Annotated in this window: 26 protein-coding genes; 19 read left to right on the top strand and 7 right to left on the bottom strand. The window is 51.4% G+C overall.

Features of this window, described 5'->3' with window-relative positions; translation table 11 throughout:
• Positions 1-112 precede the first annotated feature (112 nt).
• Both H8K27_RS12470 and H8K27_RS12465 read left to right on the top strand, forming a co-directional pair.
• Positions 113-970, top strand: a complete 858-nt coding sequence (locus H8K27_RS12470; protein ID WP_230419275.1) for an SDR family NAD(P)-dependent oxidoreductase — start codon at positions 113-115, stop codon at positions 968-970.
• 206 nt (positions 971-1,176) lie between these two features.
• Entirely contained in the window at positions 1,177-2,052 is an 876-nt protein-coding gene (locus H8K27_RS12465) for a DMT family transporter (protein ID WP_186863520.1), read from the top strand.
• Positions 2,053-2,147: 95 nt separating this feature from the next.
• Here H8K27_RS12465 and H8K27_RS12460 read toward each other — a convergent pair whose 3' ends face one another.
• The 4 genes from H8K27_RS12460 to mfd form a co-directional block, all read right to left on the bottom strand.
• On the bottom strand, positions 2,148-3,407 hold the full coding sequence (locus H8K27_RS12460) for an acyl-CoA dehydrogenase family protein (RefSeq protein ID WP_186863519.1): 1,260 nt from the start codon (positions 3,405-3,407) through the stop codon (positions 2,148-2,150).
• Positions 3,408-3,477: 70 nt separating this feature from the next.
• Positions 3,478-4,554, bottom strand: coding sequence for a phosphotransferase family protein (locus tag H8K27_RS12455; protein ID WP_186863518.1), 1,077 nt, complete (start codon positions 4,552-4,554; stop codon positions 3,478-3,480).
• A 278-nt stretch (positions 4,555-4,832) separates the two neighbouring features.
• On the bottom strand, positions 4,833-5,714 hold the full coding sequence (gene serB / locus H8K27_RS12450) for a phosphoserine phosphatase SerB (RefSeq protein WP_186863517.1): 882 nt from the start codon (positions 5,712-5,714) through the stop codon (positions 4,833-4,835).
• 8 nt (positions 5,715-5,722) lie between these two features.
• Positions 5,723-9,154, bottom strand: coding sequence for a transcription-repair coupling factor (gene mfd, locus H8K27_RS12445; protein WP_186863516.1), 3,432 nt, complete (start codon positions 9,152-9,154; stop codon positions 5,723-5,725).
• A gap of 123 nt (positions 9,155-9,277) precedes the next feature.
• On the opposite strand from mfd, the gene ispD reads away from it, so the two are divergent.
• The 9 genes from ispD to H8K27_RS12400 all read left to right on the top strand — a co-directional run bounded on the left by ispD (position 9,278) and on the right by H8K27_RS12400 (position 16,975).
• A complete protein-coding gene (gene ispD / locus H8K27_RS12440) occupies positions 9,278-10,000 on the top strand; it encodes a 2-C-methyl-D-erythritol 4-phosphate cytidylyltransferase (protein ID WP_186863515.1) in 723 nt (240 codons plus the stop codon).
• 100 nt (positions 10,001-10,100) lie between these two features.
• Positions 10,101-10,595: a 2-C-methyl-D-erythritol 2,4-cyclodiphosphate synthase gene (gene ispF / locus H8K27_RS12435; protein ID WP_186863514.1), complete on the top strand. Its 495-nt coding sequence runs from the start codon at positions 10,101-10,103 to the stop codon at positions 10,593-10,595.
• Between the two features lie 39 nt (positions 10,596-10,634).
• On the top strand, positions 10,635-10,907 hold the full coding sequence (locus tag H8K27_RS12430; protein WP_186863513.1) for a DUF4404 family protein: 273 nt from the start codon (positions 10,635-10,637) through the stop codon (positions 10,905-10,907).
• A gap of 315 nt (positions 10,908-11,222) precedes the next feature.
• Positions 11,223-13,190, top strand: a complete 1,968-nt coding sequence (locus H8K27_RS12425) for an LTA synthase family protein (RefSeq protein WP_186863512.1) — start codon at positions 11,223-11,225, stop codon at positions 13,188-13,190.
• A 151-nt stretch (positions 13,191-13,341) separates the two neighbouring features.
• Positions 13,342-13,821: an FKBP-type peptidyl-prolyl cis-trans isomerase gene (locus H8K27_RS12420; protein ID WP_186863511.1), complete on the top strand. Its 480-nt coding sequence runs from the start codon at positions 13,342-13,344 to the stop codon at positions 13,819-13,821.
• A gap of 165 nt (positions 13,822-13,986) precedes the next feature.
• Complete coding sequence (locus H8K27_RS12415) at positions 13,987-14,271, top strand: DnaJ domain-containing protein (protein WP_186863510.1); 285 nt, start codon at positions 13,987-13,989, stop codon at positions 14,269-14,271.
• A 56-nt stretch (positions 14,272-14,327) separates the two neighbouring features.
• Complete coding sequence (locus H8K27_RS12410; protein WP_230419273.1) at positions 14,328-14,858, top strand: hypothetical protein; 531 nt, start codon at positions 14,328-14,330, stop codon at positions 14,856-14,858.
• 11 nt (positions 14,859-14,869) lie between these two features.
• The gene (locus tag H8K27_RS12405; RefSeq protein WP_186863508.1) at positions 14,870-15,625 is read left to right on the top strand and encodes a hypothetical protein; all 756 of its coding nucleotides are present in this window, start codon (positions 14,870-14,872) and stop codon (positions 15,623-15,625) included.
• 132 nt (positions 15,626-15,757) lie between these two features.
• The gene (locus tag H8K27_RS12400; protein WP_186863507.1) at positions 15,758-16,975 is read left to right on the top strand and encodes a hypothetical protein; all 1,218 of its coding nucleotides are present in this window, start codon (positions 15,758-15,760) and stop codon (positions 16,973-16,975) included.
• Positions 16,976-17,125: 150 nt separating this feature from the next.
• On the opposite strand, the gene H8K27_RS12395 is transcribed toward H8K27_RS12400, so the two are convergent.
• The 3 genes from H8K27_RS12395 to H8K27_RS12385 form a co-directional block, all read right to left on the bottom strand.
• Positions 17,126-18,286, bottom strand: coding sequence for an iron-containing alcohol dehydrogenase (locus H8K27_RS12395; RefSeq protein ID WP_186863506.1), 1,161 nt, complete (start codon positions 18,284-18,286; stop codon positions 17,126-17,128).
• Between the two features lie 75 nt (positions 18,287-18,361).
• Positions 18,362-19,114, bottom strand: a complete 753-nt coding sequence (locus H8K27_RS12390; RefSeq protein ID WP_186863505.1) for an SAM-dependent methyltransferase — start codon at positions 19,112-19,114, stop codon at positions 18,362-18,364.
• Between the two features lie 106 nt (positions 19,115-19,220).
• Positions 19,221-19,835: a Maf family nucleotide pyrophosphatase gene (locus H8K27_RS12385; RefSeq protein ID WP_186863504.1), complete on the bottom strand. Its 615-nt coding sequence runs from the start codon at positions 19,833-19,835 to the stop codon at positions 19,221-19,223.
• Positions 19,836-19,967: 132 nt separating this feature from the next.
• Here H8K27_RS12385 and H8K27_RS12380 point away from each other — a divergent pair, with 132 nt between their 5' ends.
• The 8 genes from H8K27_RS12380 (at position 19,968) to fabF (ending at position 26,478) form a co-directional block, all read left to right on the top strand.
• Positions 19,968-20,492, top strand: a complete 525-nt coding sequence (locus tag H8K27_RS12380; RefSeq protein ID WP_186863503.1) for a YceD family protein — start codon at positions 19,968-19,970, stop codon at positions 20,490-20,492.
• 138 nt (positions 20,493-20,630) lie between these two features.
• A complete protein-coding gene (gene rpmF, locus H8K27_RS12375; protein WP_162018712.1) occupies positions 20,631-20,813 on the top strand; it encodes a 50S ribosomal protein L32 in 183 nt (60 codons plus the stop codon).
• Positions 20,814-21,039: 226 nt separating this feature from the next.
• Positions 21,040-22,116 carry a phosphate acyltransferase PlsX gene (gene plsX / locus H8K27_RS12370; protein WP_186863502.1) on the top strand — a complete coding sequence of 359 codons (1,077 nt, stop codon included), beginning with the start codon at positions 21,040-21,042 and terminating at the stop codon, positions 22,114-22,116.
• Positions 22,113-23,099, top strand: coding sequence for a beta-ketoacyl-ACP synthase III (locus tag H8K27_RS12365; RefSeq protein WP_186863501.1), 987 nt, complete (start codon positions 22,113-22,115; stop codon positions 23,097-23,099). Before plsX ends, H8K27_RS12365 begins: the two co-directional genes overlap by 4 nt.
• Before the next feature lie 32 nt (positions 23,100-23,131).
• Complete coding sequence (gene fabD / locus H8K27_RS12360) at positions 23,132-24,064, top strand: ACP S-malonyltransferase (protein ID WP_186863500.1); 933 nt, start codon at positions 23,132-23,134, stop codon at positions 24,062-24,064.
• Positions 24,061-24,813 (top strand): 3-oxoacyl-ACP reductase FabG, encoded by a 753-nt coding sequence (gene fabG / locus H8K27_RS12355; protein ID WP_186863499.1) that lies wholly within the window; start codon positions 24,061-24,063, stop codon positions 24,811-24,813. The genes fabD and fabG overlap by 4 nt, the downstream gene beginning before the upstream one ends.
• Before the next feature lie 150 nt (positions 24,814-24,963).
• Positions 24,964-25,203 carry an acyl carrier protein gene (acpP, locus tag H8K27_RS12350; RefSeq protein ID WP_028104092.1) on the top strand — a complete coding sequence of 80 codons (240 nt, stop codon included), beginning with the start codon at positions 24,964-24,966 and terminating at the stop codon, positions 25,201-25,203.
• A 33-nt stretch (positions 25,204-25,236) separates the two neighbouring features.
• Positions 25,237-26,478 carry a beta-ketoacyl-ACP synthase II gene (fabF, locus tag H8K27_RS12345; protein WP_186863498.1) on the top strand — a complete coding sequence of 414 codons (1,242 nt, stop codon included), beginning with the start codon at positions 25,237-25,239 and terminating at the stop codon, positions 26,476-26,478.
• Positions 26,479-26,505 lie beyond the last annotated feature (27 nt).

Raw genomic sequence — 26,505 nt, 5'->3', positions numbered from 1 at the left:
GTTCGTAATAAATGAACAGTGTAGTCGTTTTTTCCTTATTTATTATTGAGGATGCGGCTTATAGACTGCCTCCATCCCATCTTGAATGGGTAATCTCATCAGAGGACACGCCATGAGCAACACGAACATGAACAGCGGTGCCAGTCAGGGCATCAGTGACAATGCCAATAATACGACGGTAGTGGGCCAGAGTGAGCGGTCAACATTATCGACTGAGCAAAAAATCGCCCTGATCACTGGCGGCAGCCGGGGGCTGGGAAAAAATACAGCGCTCGCTTTAGCCCGTCAGGGTGTCGATATCATCCTGACATATCAGAGCAGGGAAGCGGATGCACATGCCGTAGTGGCAGAAATACAGGCGTCGGGGCGACGGGCCGTGGCATTGCAGCTCGACACGGGGGCAATAGGCAGCTTTGCCGGATTTACAGAAAAATTACAACAGGTACTGGCACAGCAATGGCAGCGGCATCAGTTTGATTATCTGATGAATAATGCCGGTATCGGCGGACACATTGCCTTCGCTGACACCAGTGAGGCGCAGTTTGACCAGCTGATGAATATCCACTTCAAAGGCGTGTTTTTTCTCACGCAAAGCCTGTTACCTCTGATTGCCGATCACGGTCGCATCCTCAATGTGTCAAGCGGACTGGCGCGGTTTTCCTTACCCGGGCATGCAGCTTATGCGGCGATGAAAGGGGCGGTCGAGGTGCTGACCAGATATCTGGCGAAAGAGCTGGGGGCACGCGGTATTGCGGCGAATGTGATTGCGCCCGGTGCGATTGCGACTGATTTCGGCGGTGGCGTAGTCAGGGATAATGCGCAACTGAATCAGTTTGTCGCCAGTCAGACTGCGCTGGGTCGCGCTGGTTTGCCGGATGATATTGGTGGTGTGGCTGCAGCGCTGTTGTCGGATGGTTGCGGCTGGATTAACGGTCAGCGCATCGAGGCATCCGGCGGCATGTTTTTATAAACTCTGCAACATGCTGTGCTGATTGCGGTTTTATCTGATGAATATGCGTCGCGATGATGAGCAGACAGCGGCGTATCAGGCAGATGAGCCTCAGCCCGCATGGTGAATAGCGGTGAATATTTTTCATCCGCTCTGGATTGCCGCGCCGGAAGCCGGGATTGATGGCATCATGCCGCATCGTTGTGATTGGCAGTGTGTGAGGGTGAATGAAAGACAGGTCGATTGCGCCTTATGTGGCGTTGCATTTTGCCGTATTTTTGTTTGGCAGTGCGGGTGTGTTAAGTAAGATGCTAGTGGTTTCGTCGTTGTTGCTGGTGTTCGGGCGGACCTTGTTTGCCAGTCTCAGCCTGATTCCTTTATTGCTGGTTCAGCGCGAATTTTCTTTTCGTGCGGTGCCGAAAACGGTCATTCTGTGCGGTGCAATGCTGGCAGTCCACTGGCTGAGTTTTTTTGCCGCAATGAAGGCGGCGCCGGTGGCGTATGGATTGATGGGTTTTGCCAGTTTCCCGTTGTTTGTGACCTGGCTGGAGCCCTGGTTGTTCAAGGAACAAAGGGATGGCAGGGACTGGTATGCGGCATTGGCAGTCGTCATTGGCATGATTGTCATGGTCAGTGATACCGGTGGCGCGGCAGAGGTGGCACAAACATCCCCCATAGCCGGACTCATGCTTGGTGTTTTTTCCGGATTGAGTTTTGCCTTGCTGGTATTGGCAAACCGCTGGCAGGGTGGTCACATTGCGCCATTCCGGCTGGCATTTTTGCAAAACAGTGTCGCCACAGTCAGCTTGCTGCCTTTTGTGTTGGTGGATGGCGGTCTGAATCAGATTTCTGCGTATGACTGGTGGGGGCTGGTGCTGATGGGCGTTGTGTTTACGGCGATTTCGCATGGTCTGTTTATGTATAGCCTGCGCCATGTTTCCACCCGGTTTGCCAGTCTGATGACTTCGCTGGAGCCAGTGTATGGCATTGGTGTTGCCTATCTTGTATTACATGAAACACCGGGTCTGCGGGCGCTGATTGGCTGTGCGATTGTGATTTCAGCGACGGTGGCGGTGTCGTATTGGCACGCAAAGGCGCACTGATACGGCAGGGAGGATGACTTACTCAGCAAAAAGGCGAAGATATTCTTCGCCTTTTTGTTTGAGTTGAGCAAGACAGAATTACTATGTGATGTAGATCAGGAGCGAGTGATAGGTAAGCCCAGATCTTCTTTCAGATCAATGTGCTTTGCCAGTTCCAGCTTGGCAATCGCATTGCGGTGGACTTCGTCCGGACCATCCGCCAGACGCAGGGTGCGGTTGCCCGCCCATTGTGCTGCCAGCGGGAAGTCGCCGGACACCCCGCCAGCGCCATGCGCCTGAATCGCCCAGTCCAGTACCTGCTGCGTGACATTGGGTGCCAGGACTTTGATCATTGCGATCTCAGCCTGGGCATGCTTGTTGCCGACGGTATCCATCATATAAGCGGCTTTCAGTGTCAGCAGGCGGGCTGTGTCGATCTGAATACGGGATTCCGCGATACGTTCACGCCAGATGCTTTGTTCTGAAATCTTTTTACCAAATGCGACGCGGCTGTTCAGACGTTTGCACATCAACTCCAGTGCCCGTTCCGCCACACCGATGGCCCGCATGCAATGGTGAATGCGTCCGGGACCAAGACGGCCTTGCGCAATTTCAAAACCACGACCTTCACCGAGCAGGATGTTGGACGCCGGTACGCGCACATTCTCAAACAGGATTTCACAATGACCATGCGGTGCATCGTCATAGCCGAATACAGGAAGAGGGCGTTTCACCGTAATGCCCGGCGTTTTTGCATCGACCAGTATCATCGATTGCTGTGCGTGGCGGGCCGCGTTGAAATCGGTTTTCCCCATCAGAATGTAGACAGCGCAACGCGGATCGCCGGCACCGGATATCCACCATTTATGGCCGTTGATTACATAATGATCACCATCACGCTCGATGCGGGTTTCCACATTGGTTGCATCCGATGAGGCAACGCCAGGTTCGGTCATCGCAAAAGCAGAGCGGATTTCACCACGCAGCAGCGGTTCCAGCCATTCCTTTTTGTGCTCTTCGGTGCCGTAGCGTTCAATGGTTTCCATGTTGCCGGTATCCGGCGCAGAGCAGTTAAATACTTCCGGCGCCCAGCTGACGCGACCCATGATTTCGCATAACGGTGCGTAATCGAGATTCGACAAACCTTCCGGTGCGCGGACAGATTTCGGTAAAAACAGATTCCACAAACCCTGTTCGCGGGCTTTCGGTTTCAGTTCTTCGATAATGCGGGTGGCAATCCAGCGGTTTCCCCGCTCCTGGCCGTTACGGTCGATTTCTTCCTTGTACGCTTTTTCATTTGGATAAATGTGCTCATCCATGAAACGTAACAGCTTTCCCTGCAATTCCTTACAGCGATCCGAGTATTCAAATTCCATGTTGTCTCCCGCGGTGTTGTTTTAAAAGTGAACTGCTGCGAACCAAATAAAATCTGATGCTGTGGGATGCTTAAGCTGCCATTTTTTCTACATAACTCCAGCCGAGTTCTGCCATAGGACGGGCTGCTTCTCCGGATTTTTTGGCCTGGGCGCTGGAAGCCGTACCATCCACATAACGTTTCATGATGCCTTGTAAAATTCCTGCCATCCGGAACAGGTTATAGGCGAGGTAAAAATTAAAGTCTTCCTGACGAATGGTTTTGCCTGTGCGCTCACAATATCTGGCGATATATTCCTGTTCGCTGGGAATGCCCAGCGCCTTGTGATCAAGTCCGGCAATACCGCGGAATTGTCCCGGAGTGACGTGCCAACTCATGCAATGGTAGGAAAAGTCTGCCAGCGGGTGCCCCAGCGTCGATAATTCCCAGTCGAGGATCGCCAGAATCCGTGGTTCTGTCGGGTGGAACATCATGTTGTCGAGCCGGTAATCGCCATGCACGATGCTGGTGTCGTCGCCCTCAGGAATATTATTGGGGAGCCAGTCGATCAGCTTATCCATTGCTTCGATTTTTTCAGTTTCGGAAGCGCGGTATTGCTTGGTCCAGCGGTCGATCTGGCGGGCAAAATAATTACCGGGTTTGCCATAATCTGCCAGTCCGATGGCTGCGTAGTCGATGGTATGCAACTGGGCGATCACGCGGTTCATTTCGTCATAAATTTCACCGCGCTGCTGCGGCGTCATACCGGGCAGAGACTGATCCCACAAGACGCGGCCGTCGACGAATTCCATGATATAAAACGCGCGGCCTATCACAGCCTCGTCGTCGCATAAGGCGTATTGTTTGGCGGCAGGAAAACCGGCTTTATTCAGGGCATTCATCACCTTGAATTCACGTTCGATCGCATGGGCTGAGGGAAGTAATTTCGCAACCGGACCAGGTTTGGCACGCATCACGTAACGCTGATTGCCCGCGGTCAGTTTGAAGGTCGGATTAGACTGGCCGCCTTTGAACTGTTCCACTGTCAGCTGATCGGCCAGAGAAGCATCGAATCCTTCGACGTGCTGTCGCATGTAGCCGGCCAGCGCGCCGATATCAAATTTCTGACGCTCAGCAACTGGCATGGTGCCCATAAATTCTTCGAACATGAATGTCTCCCGGCGATTTAAATAGTGTGTTTTATCCGTGCCCGGATCTTGCCCGGACGTGCCGGATTATTTTAACTGAAATAATCGAACGTTCGTACTATTTATTTTTCTTTTCAAAAGTATAGATACTTATCGTGATTGCCGTATGAAATCACACCTGAAATGTATTCATGCATTTTTTTCTTGTTTCACCATCCTGATGCTAATTCAGTGCGACAAACAAAAAAGGCTTTCAGAATTCTCTGAAAGCCCGGTCAGAAGTACATGTGTGGCGGAATCTACACCGGAAGCCTGATATCGGTGAACAGATTCAGAACCCCATCCAGCCCTACGACATTCAGCGCCACGTCTGCCTGCGCACGCACTACAGGCTTGGCGCGGAATGCAACGGACAAACCGGCAACGCCCATCATCTTCAAATCATTGGCGCCGTCACCCATGACGATCGCTTGTTGTGTGCTGATGCCGAGTTCAGCGCAGACGCGTTCCACTGTATGACGCTTTTCATCGGCATCTACAATCGTGCCGATGATCTCGCCTGTCAGTTTGCCGTCGATGATTTCGAGCTGATTGGAGTGCGTGACGTCCAGATTCAGACGGGTTTTCATACGGTCAGTAAAAAAGGTGAAACCTCCTGATACCAGCAATGTTTTCAAGCCGGATGCCTGAATAACACTGAGCATGTGATCTGCACCAAGGGAGAGCTCCAGTCTTTCATCATAGACTTTTTGCAGTGCGGAGGCGTCCAGTCCTTTCAATAAGGCGACGCGTCGTTTCAGACTGTCCCGGAACTCCAGTTCCCCGCGCATCGCAGCTTCGGTGATTTCGGCGACCTGAGGTTTCAGACCCTGCATGTCGGCGATTTCGTCGATGCATTCAATCGTGATTAAGGTCGAATCCATATCCATTGCCACCAGCTTGAAATCGCTCAGGTGGATGTTTTGCTCAAGCGCGGTCAGGTCGATGCGGGCTGTATCGCATTGCTCACGCAGTTCTGCCAGCAAGTTGTCATCGGCTTGCGCATTCTGGATACGAACTGCGCGCGGATTGAGGGTGACGATATTGCTTGTCTGGGTTTTCTGGGCGATGTGCTGAATCAGTGCCTGATTCTCAGTCGTGATGGCGTGCAGACCTTGCAGCGTCAGTTGTCGTGTTTTCATGGGCAGCGTTAATGGAGAGCTTTGATTGTCTGTTTGATCTGTGTCACGCGGCTGGCAAGATCAGGCATGTTGGCGGTGATGCGCAATTTATCCTGTCCGTTCAAGCGGATATGCTTGTTTTTTTGTACCAGTTCGATGATGCGCATGCCGTCTATCGGCGGTTGCGGTTCAAATTGCAGGGTGGCGGCTTCGCTGTGGGCATCAATTTTGATAATGCCCAGCGGCTTGGCAGCAACGCGTAAACGATGGGTTTCCAGCAGGGATTTGACCGGTTCCGGCAATTTGCCGAAACGGTCGATTAATTCTTCTTGCAGGTCGTCAATCGCAGCCGGTTTGCTGCAATTGGCCAGGCGCTTGTAGATAGACAGGCGCTCATGCACATCGCCGCAGAATTCATTCGGCAAAAGCGCCGGTATATGCAGATTGATTTCTGTGGTGCTTTGCAAAGGCGCAGCCAGATCGGGCTCCTTGCCGTTTTTCAGCGAACGTACTGCTTCATTGAGCATGTCAGAGTACATCTGGAAGCCGATTTCATGCATTTCGCCAGACTGGCTATCACCCAGCACTTCACCGGCACCACGGATCTCCAGATCATGCATCGCCAGATAGAAGCCGCTGCCCAGTTCTTCCATTTGCTGGATGGCTTCCAGTCTGCGGTTGGCCTGCTTGGTCAGCCCCTGCACATCATGCACCAGCAAATAGGCATAGGCCTGATGGTGTGAGCGGCCAACGCGTCCGCGCAGCTGATGCAACTGGGCCAGACCGAATTTATCGGCACGATGCATGATGATGGTATTGGCGGTCGGCACGTCGATACCGGTTTCAATAATCGTGGTACACAGCAGAATGTTAAAGCGCTGCGCCACAAAATCACGCATCACTTTTTCCAGATCGCGCTCATGCATCTGGCCATGCGCGATGACCACGCGCGCTTCTGGCAACAAGGTTTCCAGCATGGCTTTGCGGTTTTGGATGGTTTCCACTTCATTGTGCAGGAAATACACCTGACCACCGCGTTTAAGTTCGCGCAGACAGGCTTCACGGATCACGGAATCATCCTCGCCGCGCACAAAGGTTTTGATGGCCAGCCGTTTTTGCGGCGCGGTGGCGATAATCGAAAAGTCGCGCAAACCTTCCAGCGCCATTCCCAGCGTACGCGGAATAGGCGTTGCCGTCAGCGTGAGCACATCAACCTCGGCGCGCAAGGCTTTCAGTGCTTCTTTCTGGCGCACGCCAAAGCGGTGTTCTTCGTCGATGATGACCAGACCCAGCCGTGAAAACTTCACATCATCTGACAGCAGTTTATGTGTACCAATCACGATATCAACGGTGCCGTCGCCCATGCCCTTGATGGCCAGACTGACTTCTTTGCCGGTACGGAAGCGCGACAGTTCGGCGATGCGCACCGGCCAGTTGGCAAAGCGGTCGGCAAACGTCTGCGCATGTTGTTCCGCCAGCAGGGTCGTCGGCGCAAGGATCGCTACCTGCTTACCGCCCATCACGGCAACGAAGGCGGCGCGCAGCGCGACTTCCGTTTTACCGAAGCCCACATCGCCGCAGATCAGCCTGTCCATCGGTTTGCCTGAGGTCATATCCGCGATCACTGCATTGATCGCAGCCGCCTGATCCGGCGTTTCTTCGAAACCGAAACTCTCTGCAAAGCTTTCATAATCTCTGGCCGAGAATTCAAATGCATGTCCCTGACGGGTAGCTCTGCGTGCATACAGGTTCAGTAATTCTGCCGCGGTGTCGCGGATTTGCTGGGCCGCTTTGCGTTTGGCTTTTTCCCACTGCCCGGAACCCAGACTATGCAGCGGTGCGTCTTCGGGCGAAGCGCCGGAATAGCGCGAAATCACGTGCAATTGTGCGACCGGCACATACAGCTTGGTTTCCTTGGCATATTCCAAGTGCAGGAATTCCGTTTCACCTTCACCCAGATCCATGCTGATCAGGCCCATGTAGCGACCGATACCATGATTGCTGTGCACCACCGGATCACCGATTTTGAGCTCGGACAGGTCGCGCACCATGTGTTCGACCTGGGTCACAGCTTCCTGTTTTTTTCTGCCTATGCGTTTGCCGCTGCCTGCGTACAGCTCGGCTTCAGTGACAAAGGCGATACCTTCGGCCAGCATAAAGCCGGCATGCAGAGGGGCGATGCCCAGCATCAGCCGGGCGCTGCCGGTGATGAAATCGGTATAGCCATCACACAGCGTCAGCGCGATATCAAATTCATTGAAATACTGTTGCAGGGTTTCGCGCCGTCCTGCGGTTTCGGCGCAAATCATGACCCGTTTATCGGTCTGCAGTAAAAATGCACGCAGATTGGTCAGCGGGTCATCCGCACGGCGGTTGACTGCGATATCCGGCAGGAAAGCGGTAATCTCGGATGCGGGTGTCGCCTTGTCCGTTGCCGGCAGCACCCAGCGTGCCTGTGGCTTGAGGATGGCGAAAAAATCTTCGTCGCGCAGGAAGACGCTTTCTGGCGGCAGCACCGGGCGTTCCCGGTCGGATTTCAGGAACTGATAGCGTGAGCGGGTATCGGTCCAGAAGCGTTTGATTGCTTCGTCGATATCCCCCAGTAAAGCGAAATAAGGATGCGCTGGCAGATAGTCAAACAGCGTGGCTGTTTCTTCAAAAAACAGTGGCAGATAATACTCAATACCAGCCGACGCGATACCGTTACCTATATCCTTGTAGATGGCGCTGCGTGAAGGATCGCCTTCAAACTGTTCGCGCCAGCGGCTGCGGAAGGCGGCGCGCGCAGGCTCATCCATAGGAAATTCGCGCCCCGGCAGCAAACGGACTTCCGGTACCGGGAAGATAGAGCGCTGGGTGTCTGCATCAAAGGTCTTGATGCTTTCTATGCTGTCGCCAAACAAATCCAGCCGGTAGGGCAGAGCGGAACCCATGGGGAACAGATCAATCAGCCCGCCGCGCACCGAGTACTCGCCGGGCGACATCACCTGATTCACGTGATTATAGCCAGCCAGCGTCAGCTGGGTCTTGAGTTTGGCCTCATCCAGCGTGTCACCTTTTTTAAAGAAAAAGGTATAGGCGGCCAGAAAAGACGGCGGCGCCATGCGCAGCAAGGCAGTGCTGGCGGGGGCAAGCAGCACGTCGCAGCGGCCATTCTGGATTTCGTGCAAGGTTGCCAGCCGTTCGGATACCAAATCCTGATGCGGTGAAAACGCGTCGTAGGGCAGCGTTTCCCAGTCCGGTAAAAGGCGGCAATGCAGTTCGGAGTTAAACCACGGGATTTCGTCCAGCAAGCGCTGTGCGTCACCGGCGTTGGCGACGAATACGGTCAGCATCCTGTTTTGTGACTTCAAAGCACTGGCGGCCTGTGCCAGCGCATAGGCGTCGGAAGAGCCGTGCAGGGCAGGGAGTGCCAGCCTGTGGCCGGGTTTTGCTAGGGATTTGCTGAAATCAAATGACATGCGGGCTGAACTGGTGGAGTCCGTAAAACCTGTTTGCTGAACAGAATACGCGGTTAAAATGAGCGCCTAATTATAAACGAAGGGAACGTTGCCATTGAGGCGCGTGATTTCCCGATTTTTGACATGATGTCTGAACAACTGAAACAATCCGGGAATGCATCAGCGCCGCGTTATGTGGGGCTGATCCCTGCTGCCGGTGTCGGTGCAAGGATGGGGGGCGATGTTCCCAAGCAGTATTTACGGTTGGGAAAAGACAGTATTCTGCAACATACCGTTAATACCTTCCGCGATTCACCGGCGATCAGCCATACTTACGTGATCGTCAGTGCAGAGGATGCGATGATTGATGCGATGTTGCAGCCGGCCGCCAATGTGACTGTGTTGCGCTGCGGAGGTGCTACACGGCGTGATACGGTCCGTCAGGGATTGGCGCATCTGGAGGTGGTGCTGAAAGAAGATGACTGGGTGCTGGTGCATGATGCGGCAAGACCGGGGCTCACCAAAGAACTGCTGCAGAAAATGATTGACCAGATTGCCGCGCATCCGGTTGGCGGTTTACTGGCGATGCCGGTCGTCGATACAGTCAAGCGTGTGATTGACGGCAGAGTCCAGACTGTTTCGCGGGATGGCTTATGGCTGGCGCAAACGCCGCAAATGTTCCGCTACCGTCTGCTATGCGATGCGCTCGATCTGGCGGCGCAGGTGACCGATGAGTCCAGTGCCATCGAATCGGCGGGACATATTCCTTTACTAATCGAGGGAAGTGCCCGGAATCTGAAGGTGACTTTACCTTCGGATCTGGCGCTGATTGCAGGATACATGGGGATTTCTGCAGCGGAAAACTGATGCGTTGACCGGACGGACAATCCGGGCACTCAACCCGGCATGGTAAAAATCGATAAGCCGAAATGTCGGGACGCACACAAAAGACAAAAGAGAATGTTTGATGAAAAATAAAGTATTTCCTTTCAGAATAGGGCAAGGTTATGACTGTCATGCGCTGGTGCCGGGGCGGCAGCTGATTATCGGCGGGGTGACAATTCCGCATGCGACCGGACTGGCCGGACATTCGGACGCAGATGTTTTGCTGCACGCTATGACGGATGCCTTGTTCGGCGCAGCAGGGCTGGGAGATATCGGTAAACATTTTCCGGATACGGATCCGCGCTTTAAGGGGGCTGACTCGCGGGTATTGCTCAGGGAGGCGGTTCAACGTTTGCATGCGGCAGGGTATGTGGTCGGAAATCTGGACGCCACCATCATTGCGCAGGCACCCAAAATGGCGCCGCACATACCGGATATGGTGCGTCATGTGGCGGACGATTTGCAGGTAGACGTTTCACAAGTGAATATCAAAGCAAAAACTAACGAAAAACTGGGGTATCTGGGGCGTGAAGAGGGGATTGCCGCCGAGGCCGTGGTGCTGGTATTTCCAGCGTGAGCAACTAGACTGATTGATGTCACACAAACGGGAGTGAATATGAAACACGAAGAGCTGAAACAATTACTGCTGAAGTTGCATACCGAACTGGCATCGGCTAATTCTGTGGATGATGAATTGAAATCACTGTTAACCGAGTTGAATCACGATATTCACCATGTACTCAGTTCTGATCAGTCATTGAATGATCCTGTGTATTCGGCGCTGAGTGAACGGTCGCTGGCATTGTCTGCCAAATTTGCGGCACAGCATCCTAAACTCGAACCAGCATTGCGTGAAATCGGATCTATGCTGGAAAAAATCGGCGTATAAGATATTTTATTTTGTACAAAAAAAGCCGTTCAGTGTAACTGTCCGGCTTTTTTTGTTTCACTTCGTAAGCATTTTGCAGAAGATATATTTTCTCAGAAAATCGGCGACAGGTTTTAATGATTGAATATATTAAGAAAAATCATTTAAACAAAAACAGGCGCTGCTTATCCGTCCTGAGGCAGTGCAGGTTTGTATCGATATCCTTGATGACCCCAACAATTTTATACAAGGTGTTACTAACCGGAATGGTTGAAAAACGTTAAATAGCCAGCCTGCTGACTCCTGATGAGTCGGCCATTTTTAACGAAATGATTTATGTCTGGCGACACCTTGATTAACTCATCTGATTTTTACCGTGCGGTGGCCGGTATCTGTGTTTATTTTCAAAAGACACTGAGCACGATCTTATTTCCACTGCTGATTTTTATATTTGGCCGTTATCTGAGTAATTATCTGGAGTCGGATCTTGACTGGCACGTATTGCTTGCGTCGCCGTTTCCGGCTTTTGCTCACCATACCTGGGGCCATAATCTGGGTATCCTGTTCCTGAACTGGATGGTGCTCAGCGCTTTCTGGTCGCTGATGCTGATTGTGTCGAGACGAATTACGCTGAGTATGATTTTGTTCGGCATCGTGTATTCCGGATTTATTATCGCCAATGCGCTGAAACTGAAATATCGTTCAGAACCTTTGCTGCCGTGGGATATTGCGATGCTGGGACAGATGATGTCGCTGGCCAATACATATCTGTTTTCGGTGCGTTTCATGCTTTTGCTGCCAGTGGTGCTGGCATTGCTGATTCTCGTGCTGGCACCCCGGAACAAGCAACCGGCGCTGACCCGGCCGCATCTGGTCACCTGTCTGTGCATGTGTGTTACCAGCTGGGCAGGTCTGGTTTATGTTGTGGAGGAAATGGGACCGAACCGGCATTTAAAAGATACCCGGCATCTGGTTGATCCGATTATGAATATTTCCTGGTCTACCAGGGAGAATATCAAAGATAACTTCCTTCCTTTATCGCTGGCGATGAATTCCCACCTGATGCAGATTCGTCCTCCGGCGGATTATGCAAAAGCCAGTGCCGTGACGCTGGGTGAACCGGATGCAGGGCTGGTAATGCCGGTTGCCGCATCACCAGAGCAATTGCCGGATGTGATTGTGGTGCTCAGCGAAAGTTTTTTTGATGTGAACCGCTTTCCCTCATTACAGTTCGACCAGAATCCGGTACCTGCGTTTACTGAGGAAATGAAGAATCATGGTGCGGAAGTCGTCAGCCCTGCTTTTGGCGGGGGGACAGCAAATGTTGAATTTGAGTTGCTGACCGGATTACGCACTGCCAGCCTGCCTATCGGCTCTATTCCTTATCTGCAGTACCTGACAAAAAATCAGCCTACCAGCTTTCCCAATTATTTGAAAACCCTGGGTTACAGCACCGTGGCGATTCATCCGTTTGACGGAAAATTCTGGAAGCGCAAAGACGTGTATCCGTTATTGGGAATTGATCATTTTATTGATCAGGAAGGCTTTGCTGCACCGGAAAAAAAAGGGCCGTTTATCAGTGACATGAGTTTTGCTCAGAAAATTCTGGAACAGCTCGACAGTCATTCACAACAGCCAAAATTCATCTTTGCCGCCAGTATGGAAAACCATGGCGGTTATGATGATCCCAGGCGCTATGACGGTAATCCGGTTCATGCCTTAAATGCACCGAATCCGGTCATGAAAGTGATGCTCGAAAATTATGCCACCGGTTTGCGCGATGCGGACCAGAGCATGGCGTATCTGGCTGCAGCGGTCCGCCACCGGCAGCGCCCGACGATACTGGTATTTTTTGGTGACCACCTCAGCATTCCTTTATACATGCTGGTGGATGCAAAGCTGATTTCTAGCGATAACTATGACCTGGTAACACCACAGGAGCAGAAGAAACTGCATACAGTGCAGGCCCTGATGATCAGTAATCAGAAAAATATTCACTGGATTGAGCCACATTTCCAGATCAATGACATGGCTCCCCAGATCATGAAATCGGCGGGTATCCCGGTGTCACCCTATTGGCAGCAGATCGACCGGGTGTCTCATCTGATGCCGGCCCAGATTTTCGAGTATTCGGAAGACCGGAATGGCAAAGTTCAGTACACGCACGGGCTGGAGTGTGTGCCTTATGATCAGCGCATGAATTTGCTGACCTTTGACGCCCTGTTTGGTGACCAGCATATTGCCAGCGCGCTGAACCGGCGGCCGTTATGGCATACGGCGATGGCAGAGCAGATGTCCCGGTAATTCGCTGCCGGGCAGCGTCTGTCCGGTTTGCAGGCTGTGATTCCGGCCCGGTGATTCTGTTACAATACAGCCCCGTCCGGTTCGAGGGCGACTTTCCTCTGTCCTGCCACGCATCCCGGACATCCTCCAATGTCTTTTACCCTCAAATATCATGCAAATCAAAGCCAATACCGTCGTTAGTCTGAATTACGTCATGTATAACATGGACGGTGCAGTGATTGACCGCAACCAGGACCCTATCGTTTATTTGCATGGCGATTACGATAATATTTTGCCCGCCGTAGAAGCTGCATTAGAGGGTAAGCAGACCGGAGATAAAATCAGCGTGGTGCTGGCGCCGGAACAAGGTTTTGGCGATATTGAACCGGATTTTGTACGGGAAGAGGATATCAGCGCTTTCCCGCCTGATATTGAAGTCGGCATGATGTTTGAAACCCGCGATCCGGATACCGAGGAAACCATGCAGTTCCGTGTGCTTAAAATCGATGCCGGTACAGTGACGCTGGATGGCAATCATCCGCTGGCTGGTATGACGATCCGTTTTGATACCGAAGTGCTTGATGTCCGTGAGGCCAGCGACGAAGAAGTGGTGCATGGCCATGTGCATGGTGCTGGCGGCCACCATCATTGAATCCCTGTGTTGATGCCGCGTAGTCCGGCTGATACCCAGAAATGCGCAAAGCATTCGTTTTGCTCAAAAATACTCCCCCGGAGTATTTGAGGAAAACGTTTGAAAATATGAGGTAAAGCCCGATATTGTGGGCATACTCCCCATATTGATGAAAATGATGAAAAAATGCACACAAAAGACCATTACCTGATTCTTGGTATTGCGCCGAATGCGTCAATGGCGGAAATCAGGAAAGCCTACCGCCAGAAAGCCGCCGAATTTCATCCTGACCGGAATGACTCTGAATTTGCGGCGCAAAATTTCCATGCGGTTAAAGAGGCTTACGACGTATTGTCGGACGATGCGGCGCGTGCCGCCTATGATGAAAACCGTCGCCGCAATCTGCTTGATTCACCGCTTGAAACCGCCGGTGAAATCTGGAAAGCTTATTTATCAGGAGTATTGCAGTGAAGTTGTCCCGTTTTTTTGAAGACCTGATGTCAGTTTACAGGGCTGAAATTGAAGATTTGAAATCTGATTCCGAAGGTAACAATATGCTGAAGGCGCGCTTGCGCGAGAAGGCATCCCAGTTGCCTTTGTTGTTACCGATGATGGCGAGCAATCCCGAAATGCTGGCGTCGGCATTTCATCAGGGATTTATTTTTCTTAACCCTCTGGCGCTGGAAGCATTGGTGAGCAAAGAGGAAGCACGCTTGCCGGAATGGAAAAGTCTGTCTGCCGCTGTACGCCTTGAACCCTGGGCCGAGCCACTGGCAAAAACCGTACTGGCAGAGCCTGCCGGAGAACGCTTTCTGGTGACGGCAGCTGCTCTGGAGTATCTGTATCGTGGCGTACAGAGCCGTAAAGGTAGTGCGGCCGCCGATGCCGATCAGGATGCTGACGAGCAGGACGAGGAAAACGACGACCGCGAAAATGGTGATCTGGATGGACAATATGGCCGTCACGGCCGCGATGACGGTGATGATGGCGATGACTACGATCTGGGCGAAGCTGGCGCTGACTGGCTGGCTGAGCAAGGCTTTGACCGTAAAGAGTAAGGATAAAAAGAATGACTTTACCTGCAGTGATTGAAGCACAGAACCTGATTCTGGCTGGCGACATTTCCGGTGCGGAATATGCACTGGCGAATATCGCCGAGACCCACGGCGATAAAGCGCTGGTGGCAGCACTCGACGATTTGCCCGCTAAAGATTTACTGGCGGTGATCCGTGAATATGATGCCTCAAAAGAGTCGCTGGTGAACCTGGTGGTCACGCCGGAGCAGTTTGCCCAGGCAGTGGTGCTGGAACGTCGCTACGGTGACCAGACCCATGAACAGTTGCGTGGCATGATCAATTCCGTCATTTTCCGCGACGGTGCCGATCCGGCTGAATTTCTGTATGAAATCGCAGAAGTGGAGGGCGGCTACGATGCCCTGGTTGACTATCTGCTTGACCGTGCGCAGATGGTGGAGCACTTTTATAAATATGCGACTTTCGATCTGTATGAATATGGCGACGGCGAGAAAACCCGGGCCCGTGAAGACGACCTGATGCATCTCGACCACGATCATGAAGGCGTTGCATCACCGCTCGATATGGCCAATCTGGAAGATCACGACTGGATGCAGGTGACATATATTCTGCGTTATGAATTGCCGGAAATTTTCCGTGAAGTGCTGATGAAATTGCGGGCACGCTATCAGGCCTACCTGGCGACTCTGCAAAGCGATGAGCAGGAAGTTGCCGCCGAAGGCGACGCGGAAGAAGATGAGCGTCCGAAAAATAACGATGACGGCGATGATGAGGAAGAGTCTGCGCTGTAAACAGATTATCATCTGGACCCGGTTGCTGTGCTTTGGACTGCCCCGGGTTCTTTTCGGAAAAATGCAGACTGCGGTTACGTGTTCTGCATTTTTTATTGTTGCAGAGTTTGAGAGTCATAAGAGAAAACCGTCATGTCCGATCAATTTCATATTGCCCTGACCGATCATCGCCCTTTCTTTGAAACGGCGCTGCGTTACGGTGTGCAGCGGGCCATCATTCCCAGCAGCAAAATCACCGCGATAGAAACCGAAGCGCCGAAAGGGATGGTGCAGATTGCAGCAGCGTTCGGCAGTCAATATTTGCGCCCCGAGATTGAACTGGCGCGCCGGCGTATCGTCAATCTTGCCAGTCTGTATCTGCTGGAAACTTCCGGCGGCGATCTGGAAATGGCTGCCAAATTAATCCGCGACAACACCTTCCTGACTTTATCCCGTGGCGGCTCCGGTTTGCTGAAAGCCTTGTTTGCGATGCCGGAATATCCGTTGCTGGGTCAGGATGTCAAAGGGAAAGTAGAAGATTTTCTGGATGTCTGGTCGTTGAAGGATACGCCGTCAGATTACCGGAATGCACTGGCGCACAGGCAGGCCAATGTGCTGGAGATTGAGGCAGGATTCTGGTTTGGCGATATGCTCGGATTATCCCGCAGTTATTTGCGGGAAGAAGATGTCGAAGCGGCGGCAATCGTCCGGACGGCTTTGTTGACAATGATATTTGCCGATGAAGGCGCCGTACTGGAAAATCAGCTGGAGTTTGCCACGTTGATTGAGTCTGTTCGCCGCATGGGCGTGGTGAAACGAAATAAAGCCGTCGCTGCGCTGGATCTGACGCTTGTCCCTGAACAATTTATTGCCATTGTGCGACGTATCGCAGAAGAGATCCGGACCCATGATCTGCCGCTGCTGAACGATAAAAACGCATCACTCGACAAACTGGTATTCAGTCTCAAGGACCGTTATTACCTGAAAGATCATGAGATTGAAGATACATCCGAATATGATGCGCTGGTTTCCAAGGAATGGACCCGGCTGACCAAAGGTAAAACCGATGTTGATTCGCTCATGACACTGTTTTTGTGTATGGCCGCCGGTGTCGCGCCCAAAACAAGTTTGTCGGAAAAAGCGGCCAAAAGCATCGTCAAAAAATTCCGGACTGAGGGGTTTTCCCATGAGCTTGCCGCTCAATGGATAAAAACGTCAGCCCCGCATGAAAAACAGGAGGGGCTGCTGGAAGACTGGCATCATTTTGTTGAAGAGGCCGGCAATTATCTGCTCGATGACTGGGATACCAACTACAGCGGCGCATTGCGGTTTCTGAATATGCATTGCCACATCCAGCAAGCTGCCAGATAAGGTATTTCTGTGTTCCTGATCATAAAAAGGCCTGACGTGAATACGGTCAGGCTTTTTTTGTTTCTGGAAAAATTTGTCGAAAAGTGCCGGATTTAAATTGAATCCGGCACTGATCCCGATTGTCGCGAACCGTTGCGAGGCGCGGCAAGTTTACAGACTCAATTCCAATACCTGTTGGCTGATTACCGGCGTGACATCCCGTTTTTCGCCGAGTGCAACCATGCGATGTGTTTCCAGTGCGGAGATCAGGGTGGATATGTGGCTGCTGTTCAGACCATAATCACGCAAGCGGGTTTTGACGCCCATTTGTTCGAAATAATCCTGCATCCGGCTGATCGCGGTGTCGATGCGTGTGTCGTCATCACCCTCATGCAAATCCCAGACACGTTCTGCAAACTGAAGCAGTTTGGCGCGTTTGGCTTCCTTCCGTACACGCAGCATGCTCGGTAATACGATGGCCAGTGTCTGGGCATGGTCAATCCCGTGCAGCGCAGTCAGTTCATGGCCAATCATGTGCGTGGCCCAGTCTTGCGGCACTCCGGTGGCGATGAGCCCGTTTAAGGCCATCGTTGCGCACCACATCAGATTGGCGCGGACATCGTAATCGTGAGGATTGGCAAGCGCTTTGGGGCCTTCTTCAATCAGGGTTTTCAATAAGCCTTCTGCAAAGCGGTCTTGTACCGGAGAATTGACCGGATAGGTCAGATATTGTTCCATGACGTGGACAAAGGCATCGACCGCACCGTTTCCGATCTGGCGAACTGGCAGGGTGTAGGTTTTGGCTGGATCAAGGACTGAAAATTTTGGAAAACAATGACGGCTGGAAAATGCCAGTTTGGCGTTGATGGATTTGCGTGTCACCACCGCACCGGAATTCATTTCGGAGCCTGTGGCCGGTAAAGTCAGCACAGTGCCGAAGGGCAGTGCCTGGGTAATGTTTGTGCCGCGCTTCTCCAGAATTGCCCACGGATCGTTACCTTCGAATAAAGCGGCTGCGGCAATAAATTTGGTGCCGTCAATGACGGAGCCGCCGCCGACAGCCAGCAGGAAATCAATCTGGCTTTCTTTGATGAGTGCGACGGCTTTCATCAGGGTTTCATAACTTGGATTGGGTTCGATACCGGTAAATTCCGTTACCTGGCGGCTTCCCAGCGCTGCCATCACTTCGTCAAATACACCGTTGGTTTTGATGCTGCCGCCACCGTACAGCAGCAATACTTTGGCGCTGGCGGGGATCACTTTATTCAGGTCGGCAATGCGTCCTTGTCCGAAAAGAATCTGGGTCGGGTTGTAAAAATCAAAATTCAGCATGAATGTCTCCGTTTGGTGAGGCGAGGAACTGGCATCTTAGCGCAAATTCTAAAAATCAACCGGTCGTTCGATTTTTTACTGGGCGAGAAAAAGAAAGACCGTCGGTTTTTTATGAAAGTCCGGTAACTGGTTTGCTGCAACGCGTTTTTTCCATTCGGTTGCAGTCATTGTCTTTATGGATTCGCTATGCAGGGTGAGATCAGTGGCAACGCAGATCAGGCTGTTTCCCTGACAATGATTCGCCAGGGCGTCCAGCATGGCGGTATTGCGGTAAGGCGTTTCAATCATTAGCTGGGTCTGTTTTTCTTTGCGGGAACGTTCCTCCAGTTCCTTGATGCGCTTGGCGCGCAGGCCGGCATCAGTCGGCAGATAACCATGAAATGCGAAGCTTTGCCCGTTTAAACCGCTGCCCATCAATGCCAGCAGCAGGGAGGACGGACCTACCAGCGGGCGCACAGGAATTCCGTGCTGGTGTGCCAGACGAACCAGATTGGCACCGGGGTCAGCCACTGCCGGTACGCCTGCTTCGGAAATCAGACCGGCATCGTGCCCTTGCTTTAAGGGAGTCAACAGTCCTTCCAGCGCTTGCGCTGGCGTGTTGATGTTCAATTCGCTGATCTGTATTTCCTGAATTGGCAGTCGCAACGGATGCCGTTGTCCGAGAAATTTGAGGTAAGCCCGCGTGGTTTTGGCGTTTTCGGCAATCAGAAAACCCAGTTGCGCTGAGACGCTCTGCACCGTTTCCGGAATAATGCTGGTCAACAGGTCTGGCGCCGGGTCCTGATTGAGTCCCAGTGTGTTTGGAATAAGAAATAGTGTGCCGGTCATAAAGTGAATTGAAATCGGTTAAAAATATACTGGGGGGAGTATTTTAAAACGTCCTTGAAATGAAAGGACGACAGAGCCAAAAATAGGGATACTCCCCTGATTGGTATTAATTAAAGAAGGCGACGCCTGCCAGGCGCAGCATGCTGGTCAGCGCAATCAGCGGTAATCCGGTCAGCGCAGTCGGATCATCGCTGTGGATGGCAGACAAAATGCTGATGCCCAGCCCTTCATTTTTTGCACTGCCGGCACAATCGTAGGGCTGCTCAATGCGCAGATAGGCATCCAGCTCTGCATCGCTCAGGTCGCGAAAAGTGACTGCAGTGGGGATATTTTGTATCTGACAAGGGTATTTGCTGTCAGGCCGGGTATCCAGCAGGCATAATGCGGTGTGAAAAATAACTTTTTGTCCACGCATCATTTGTAATTGCTGAAGCGCATTTTCATGATTTCCCGGTTTTCCAATTTGCATGCCATTTAGAGTGGCAACCTGGTCGGAGCCGATAATCAGGGCGGGACCTGAGAGCTGGGCGATGGCCTGAGCCTTCCGATGTGCCAGACGTAAAGCCGTGCTATCCGGCGTTTCTCCTGATAATGCCGTCTCATCAATATCCGGACTCTGGCAGGTAAATGGCAGTTGCAAACGGGATAATAATTCCCGGCGATAAGCAGAGCTTGATGCCAGAATTAATGGCGCTGTTGCATGTTGTTTATGAGGTGTCATCTTCAGAAATAAAGCAGGTGAAGTGTCTGATTGGCATGTTTCTTGTGAGAATTGCGCCAAAAGTGCGCTAAGCCTTTGACTAATAAGGGTGAATGCTGTTATTATCGCAGGTTTTCTGGGTTCAAATATCCTATGCAAGCTTTTGTGATTGACGCTTTCGCGTTTTGCCGGCTCGGTGAGCGGCGTTCGGGAAGCATACCTGTCGCAGATTTGCCCCGGCTTTCTCGAGAGTGTGCTGACACGAACAGTGTGTTGGAATGGTCTTTATCCGGAGGAGTGGATGGCTTAGGGCATGCCAGGCTGGAGCTGAATGTGACTGGCTCCGTCAATCTGATGTGCCAGCGTTGTCTGCATCCGTTTGCACTGGATCTGAATTCAGAGTCAGTATTGATCCTCGCCAGAAGCGAAGAAAATGCCGATGAAATTGAGGCATTGCTTGAAGATGACGAGATTGATGTTGTAGTAGGCAGTAAAGCATTCAATATCATGGATTTGATTGAGGATGAGGTGCTGCTGGCAATACCCCAATCGCCCAAACATGCAGTATGCCCGGATGTATCATTGGCTTCAGCAAATTCTACTGCAGGGGTTGACGCAGGAAGCGGCAAAAAAGAATCACCTTTTGCCGTGCTGAAGAAAATAAGTGGGCGTACCTAGTGGCATTATTCTGAAAAAACACTCAGGTCGAAGTATTGTTAGGGATTCTTGGTTGGCGATGTTCGCATTCCGGTGTGTGCATTCTTTAGCCAGGTGTGTAAATTTTTAGAAACATTTTTTGAAGTATTAGGAGTTATCATGGCAGTTCAGCAAAATAAAAAGTCCCCATCCAAGCGTGGTATGCACCGTTCCCACGATTTCCTGACTGCACCACAGTTGGGTATCGAGCCAACAACAGGTGAAACGCATCTGCGTCACCACATCAGCCCAAATGGCTTTTACCGTGGTCGTAAAGTATTGAAAACCAAGAACGACGAATAATTCGTTCCTGATTTTAAAAAAGCGGCGTGACGAGTCTCGTACTTGGCGCCGCTTTTTTTCGCCTGTAGCGATAGTGCGTTTTCCTGAATTGCATGCGGAGAATGGCTGGGCAGGCAAAATTTCCTCGTTTTTTTGATTCACTATTTTCCCGCAGAAATGAAAATGGTCGAAATGGCGCTTCAGTTTGATACACTAGCCGTTTCGGATTGAAGTTTCGCAACACTACATGACAATAAAAATTTCCATAGACTGCATGGGCGGTGATCACGGACCGGCAGTTACCGTAGCGGCAGCAGTGGCATTTGCAAACCGCGAACCAGACGTTGAGTTTCTTCTGGTGGGTCTTGAGGCTGACATCCAGTCTGAACTGAAAAAACTGCATGCCACACAGCATCCCCGCCTGAAAATCATTCATGCCAGCGAAGTCATTGAAATGCACGACCCGATTGAGGTTGCTTTGCGGCGCAAAAAAGACTCTTCCATGCGTGTTGCGGTGACTCAGGTGAAAGAGGGAATGGCGCAAGCCTGCGTTTCAGCGGGGAATACCGGTGCTTTGATGGCGGTTTCCCGCTATGTGCTGAAAACGATGCAGGGGGTGGATCGACCTGCAATTTGCAGTATGTTGCCCAACCAGAAAAATTTGCCTACGTACATGCTGGACCTAGGGGCGAACGTCGATTGCGAGCCGGTGCATCTGCATCAATTTGCGATCATGGGATCTGCGCTTGTGTCCGCGTTGGAGGGTAAGGAGCGTCCAACAATTGGTTTGCTGAATGTCGGGGAAGAAGATATCAAAGGTAATGATGTCGTGAAAAAAACGGCTCAGTTGCTGCGTGAGGATCATGAGCGGGGTTTGTTGAATTTCTATGGCAACGTCGAAGGCGATGATATTTTCAAGGGCACGACGGATATTGTTGTTTGTGATGGTTTTGTCGGCAACGTGACATTGAAGGCGGTTGAGGGTTTGGGGCGTTTTGTAAAAATGACGCTGACTAAGTCTTTCAAGAGTAATTTCCTGAATATTCTCGGTGCGGTGATTGCGCGCGGTGCCCTGAAATCGATTTCCCGGACTATGAATCCGTCGAATTATAATGGCGGCAGCCTGTTAGGCTTGCGCGGTCTGGTATTTAAGAGCCACGGCAGCGCAGATAAATACAGTTATGAATGGGCGATACAGCGGGCATTTGATGCCGCAAAAAATGATGTTCTGGCGCGCATTTCAACTTCGATGGCGAAACTCATGCCTGTGGCAGACCCGGTTTCGTCTGATAATAACGATCTTCCGGTACAAAAAACTGCATGACAATCTTCAGCAAAATTATAGGTACAGGCAGTTATCTGCCATCCAGAAAAGTCAGCAATCAGGAGCTCGCTGACCAGCTCGCAGCAAACGGTGTTGAAACATCCGATGAGTGGATTGTCAGTCGCAGCGGTATTTCTTATCGCCACTATGCTGACTCCGGCGTGAATTCCAGTGACCTTGGCGTTCAGGCTGCCCAGCAGGCCTTGCAGGCAGCCGGAATGCAGGCGAATGATATCGATTTGATTATTCTTGCGACATCAACGCCGGATTTTATCGGCGGTTTTCCCAGCACGGCTTGCGTCGTTCAGAATAAACTGGGTATTACCAATGGTGCGGCGGCTATGGATGTGCAGGCTGTGTGCAGTGGCTTCATGTACGCCATGGCTGTGGCGGACAGCATGATTAAAGGCGGCACGCACAAAAATGCGCTGGTGATTGGCGCTGAGGTTTTTTCGCGCATTCTCAATTTCAAAGACCGTACCACATGCGTGTTATTTGGTGATGGCGCTGGTGCTGTGGTGATGACCCGTTCCGAAACTCCGGGCGTACTGGCCACCAAATTGCATGCAGATGGAAGTCATGCCGATATTCTGTGCGTTCCCGGGAATGTTCAGGATGGGGCAATTGCGGGTAACGCCTATTTGCATATGGACGGTCAGGCCGTGTTTAAACTGGCTGTTTCAGTGCTGGAGAAAGTGGCGAACGAGGCTTTGTCACTTGCGGGGTTGCAGGCATCAGACATTGACTGGATGATTCCGCATCAGGCGAATATCCGCATTATGCAAAGTACGGCCAAAAAAATGCATCTCCCTATGGAAAAGCTGGTGGTGACAGTCGATCAGCACGGAAATACCTCCGCTGCGTCAATTCCTCTGGCACTCGACCAGGCAGTGCGGGATGGCAGGGTGAAAGCAGGGCATAAAGTATTGTTGGAAGGAGTCGGTGGCGGTTTCACCTGGGGTGCTGCCATTGTGCAAATGTAGTATATAAAATAACCAGAGAGATATTAATACTTATGAATCAATTTGCGTTTGTATTTCCCGGCCAGGGGTCGCAATCGATCGGAATGCTGAATGGTTTTGCGGATAATCCAGTCGTCCGTCAGACAATCGAAGAGGCTTCCGATGCGCTGGGAACTGATTTGGGGCGTCTGATTGCAGAAGGGCCGAAAGAGGCGCTTGATCTGACGACGAATACGCAGCCTGTCATGCTGACTGCGGCAGTTGCCAGTTATCGTGCCTGGATTGCTGCAGGTGGAAAAGTCCCGGCGATAGTTGCCGGACATAGTCTCGGTGAGTACTCGGCCTTAGTGGCTGCAGGAGTAGTTGCATTTAAAGATGCCGTACCCCTGGTGCGTTTTCGTGCGCAGGCGATGCAGGATGCGGTGCCTGTGGGGCAGGGCGGAATGGCAGCCATTCTGGGGCTGGCAGACGACGATGTCCGGGCTGTATGCGCTGAGGCTGCACAGTGTGAGGTGGTTGAGGCAGTCAATTTTAATGCGCCAGCCCAGGTTGTGATTGCAGGCAGTAAGGCCGCAGTTGAGCGCGCATGTGAAATTGCAAAAGCAAAGGGTGCTAAACGTGCTCTGCCTTTACCTGTATCAGCGCCATTTCACTCATCCCTGCTGCAGCCAGCGTCGGACAAATTGCGCGAATACCTTGCAGGCATTTCTTTTTCCGTTCCACTGATTCCCCTGATTAATAATGTGGATGTCGCCATTGTCAGTGATCCTGTTGCCATTAAGGATGCGCTGGTCAGACAGGCTGCCAGTCCGGTGCGCTGGGTGGAAACGGTATTGAAAATGCAGGCGAGCGGGATGACGCATATCGTGGAGTGCGGTCCTGGTAAGGTGCTTGCCGGTTTAACCAAGCGTATTCACGGCGATTTGATCGGTGATGCGTTTTTTGATCAGGCAACTCTGGATAAAGTATTGGAAATTTTAAAATGACACAGGTATTAGAAAATCAGGTTGCTCTGGTCACCGGAGCATCCCGCGGTATAGGGAAAGCAATTGCAGTTGCGCTGGCAAAGGCTGGCGCCAAAGTCATTGGCACGGCAACTTCCGAGTCGGGGGCAGAGGCAATTTCGGCTTATCTTGCCGAAATTGGACCGGAGGCGGGTAAGGGTGTCGCATTCAATGTCAATGATGTCGAGCGTTGCAGTTCATTGGTTGAGGATATTCAGAAATCATATGGAAGTTTGTCTATCCTCGTCAATAATGCAGGCATAACGCAGGATCAGCTGGCCATGCGTATGAAAGAGGAAGAATGGGATAACGTTATCTCCACCAATCTGAATTCTGTGGCACGCTTATCCAGAGCAGTGTTGCGCGGTATGATGAAGGCAAAGCATGGGCGCATTATTAATATTACCTCCGTTGTTGGCTCATCCGGCAATCCCGGGCAGATGAATTATGCAGCGGCAAAAGCGGGTGTGGCAGGAATGAGCCGGGCTCTGGCACGTGAAATCGGAAGCCGTAACATTACAGTTAATTGTATCGCGCCGGGTTTTATTGATACGGATATGACAAAGGCATTAACAGAAGAACAAAAGGCCGCTATTTTGTCGCAGATTCCGATGGCAAAACTGGGGCGGCCAGAGGATATTGCAGCGGCAACTTTGTTTCTGGCATCGCCTGATGCGGGTTATATTACAGGTACGACTCTCCATGTAAACGGCGGAATGTATCTGGCATAATTCATTTTATTTACAATTGACTGCAATTTCGCTGAAATTGACTTAAATTGCAGTTGAAAATTCTGGACTTGCTTTTTTTGCGCACAAACCTGCTAAAATGCGCGCACTTTCTGTAAGCCCTTATTATTGATTTTTTCACTGGAGATACACATGTCCGATATCGAACAACGCGTTAAAAAAATCGTCGCAGAACAACTGGGCGTCGCTGAAGCTGACATCAAAAACGAATCCTCTTTCGTCGATGACCTGGGTGCAGACTCATTGGACACCGTTGAATTGGTGATGGCACTCGAAGATGAATTCGAGATGGAAATCCCTGATGAGCAGGCTGAAAAAATCACTACTGTGCAGCAAGCGATTGATTACGCGACAGCACACGTTAAGGCGTAATTCAGTTTTCGTTTTTAAATCCAGGAGAAACGCTTGAGTCGTAAGGATAAACGTCGTGTCGTTGTCACCGGACTGGGATGTATTTCCCCGGTCGGTAATACGATTGCCAGTGCTTGGGATGCGGTGAAAGCTGGCAAATCTGGTATTGCTACTATTACCAAGTTTGATGCTTCAGCCTTTTCTACGCAATTTGCCGGGGAAGTCAAAGACTTCAATGTGGAAGATTACATTCCGGCGAAAGAGGCTCGTAATATGGATACTTTCATCCATTACGGCATTGCGGCGGGGATGCAGGCGTTTCAGGATAGTGGATTGTCGGTCACCGAAGAAAATGCAGACCGCATTGGTGTGATTGTCGGTTCGGGTATCGGTGGTTTGCCGCTGATTGAAGAAACCAAAGAGACTTTAATGGAGCGTGGACCACGTCGTATCAGTCCATTCTTTGTTCCGGCTTCCATTATCAATATGATTTCCGGACATCTTTCGATCAAATATGGTCTGAAAGGTCCTAATCTGGCTATCGTGACAGCCTGTACCACAGGATTGCATTGCATTGGATCTGCTGCCCGCATGATCGAGTATGGCGATGCCGATGTCATGATTGCAGGCGGCGCGGAGTCGACGATTTCCCCGCTGGGCTTGGGTGGTTTTGCGTCTGCGCGCGCGCTGTCTTCCCGCAATGATGATCCTGCCACGGCATCCCGCCCTTGGGATAAAGACCGGGATGGATTTGTGCTGGGTGAAGGTGCAGGCGTGATGGTGCTGGAAGAGTATGAACATGCCAAGGCACGCGGAGCAACTATTTATGCGGAAGTCGTTGGCTTCGGTATGAGTGGCGATGCTTATCATATTACGTCTCCTAGTATGGATGGCCCGCGCAGGAGTATGTTCAACGCGCTCAAAAATGCAGGTCTGAATACCGATCAGATTCAGTATCTGAATGCGCATGGCACATCAACTCCTCTCGGGGACAAAAATGAAACCGAGGCGATCAAGGCGGCATTCGGTGAGCAGGCTTATAAGCTGACTGTTAATTCCACTAAATCCATGACTGGCCACTTGCTGGGCGGTGCTGGTGGTATCGAGTCAGTCTTTACTGTGTTGGCGGTGCATCATCAGATGTCGCCACCAACCATTAATATCTTTAATCAGGATCCTGAGTGCGATCTGGACTACTGTGCCAATGTGGCCCGGGATCTGAAGATTGATTACGCAATGAAGAATTCATTCGGATTTGGCGGCACGAATGGCACTTTAATTTTTGCCAAAATATAAAATTCTTTTTAGTCTTTGAAAAGCACC

Source organism: Cognatundibacterium griseum, assembly GCF_014284195.1.
GTDB lineage: Bacteria > Pseudomonadota > Gammaproteobacteria > Burkholderiales > Burkholderiaceae_D > Undibacterium > Undibacterium griseum.
Note: the sequence above shows the minus strand (reverse complement) of the source record. Positions and strands in the feature narration are given on the sequence as shown.

Coding starts and splice junctions, on each gene's coding strand:
- H8K27_RS12470 (WP_230419275.1), top strand. CDS start 113: ATGAGCAACACGAACATGAACAGCGGTGCCAGTCAGGGCATCAGTGAC.
- H8K27_RS12465 (WP_186863520.1), top strand. CDS start 1,177: ATGAAAGACAGGTCGATTGCGCCTTATGTGGCGTTGCATTTTGCCGTA.
- H8K27_RS12460 (WP_186863519.1), bottom strand. CDS start 3,407: ATGGAATTTGAATACTCGGATCGCTGTAAGGAATTGCAGGGAAAGCTG.
- H8K27_RS12455 (WP_186863518.1), bottom strand. CDS start 4,554: ATGTTCGAAGAATTTATGGGCACCATGCCAGTTGCTGAGCGTCAGAAA.
- serB (WP_186863517.1), bottom strand. CDS start 5,714: ATGAAAACACGACAACTGACGCTGCAAGGTCTGCACGCCATCACGACT.
- mfd (WP_186863516.1), bottom strand. CDS start 9,154: ATGTCATTTGATTTCAGCAAATCCCTAGCAAAACCCGGCCACAGGCTG.
- ispD (WP_186863515.1), top strand. CDS start 9,278: ATGATGTCTGAACAACTGAAACAATCCGGGAATGCATCAGCGCCGCGT.
- ispF (WP_186863514.1), top strand. CDS start 10,101: ATGAAAAATAAAGTATTTCCTTTCAGAATAGGGCAAGGTTATGACTGT.
- H8K27_RS12430 (WP_186863513.1), top strand. CDS start 10,635: ATGAAACACGAAGAGCTGAAACAATTACTGCTGAAGTTGCATACCGAA.
- H8K27_RS12425 (WP_186863512.1), top strand. CDS start 11,223: ATGTCTGGCGACACCTTGATTAACTCATCTGATTTTTACCGTGCGGTG.
- H8K27_RS12420 (WP_186863511.1), top strand. CDS start 13,342: ATGCAAATCAAAGCCAATACCGTCGTTAGTCTGAATTACGTCATGTAT.
- H8K27_RS12415 (WP_186863510.1), top strand. CDS start 13,987: ATGCACACAAAAGACCATTACCTGATTCTTGGTATTGCGCCGAATGCG.
- H8K27_RS12405 (WP_186863508.1), top strand. CDS start 14,870: ATGACTTTACCTGCAGTGATTGAAGCACAGAACCTGATTCTGGCTGGC.
- H8K27_RS12400 (WP_186863507.1), top strand. CDS start 15,758: ATGTCCGATCAATTTCATATTGCCCTGACCGATCATCGCCCTTTCTTT.
- H8K27_RS12395 (WP_186863506.1), bottom strand. CDS start 18,286: ATGCTGAATTTTGATTTTTACAACCCGACCCAGATTCTTTTCGGACAA.
- H8K27_RS12390 (WP_186863505.1), bottom strand. CDS start 19,114: ATGACCGGCACACTATTTCTTATTCCAAACACACTGGGACTCAATCAG.
- H8K27_RS12385 (WP_186863504.1), bottom strand. CDS start 19,835: ATGACACCTCATAAACAACATGCAACAGCGCCATTAATTCTGGCATCA.
- H8K27_RS12380 (WP_186863503.1), top strand. CDS start 19,968: ATGCAAGCTTTTGTGATTGACGCTTTCGCGTTTTGCCGGCTCGGTGAG.
- rpmF (WP_162018712.1), top strand. CDS start 20,631: ATGGCAGTTCAGCAAAATAAAAAGTCCCCATCCAAGCGTGGTATGCAC.
- plsX (WP_186863502.1), top strand. CDS start 21,040: ATGACAATAAAAATTTCCATAGACTGCATGGGCGGTGATCACGGACCG.
- H8K27_RS12365 (WP_186863501.1), top strand. CDS start 22,113: ATGACAATCTTCAGCAAAATTATAGGTACAGGCAGTTATCTGCCATCC.
- fabD (WP_186863500.1), top strand. CDS start 23,132: ATGAATCAATTTGCGTTTGTATTTCCCGGCCAGGGGTCGCAATCGATC.
- fabG (WP_186863499.1), top strand. CDS start 24,061: ATGACACAGGTATTAGAAAATCAGGTTGCTCTGGTCACCGGAGCATCC.
- acpP (WP_028104092.1), top strand. CDS start 24,964: ATGTCCGATATCGAACAACGCGTTAAAAAAATCGTCGCAGAACAACTG.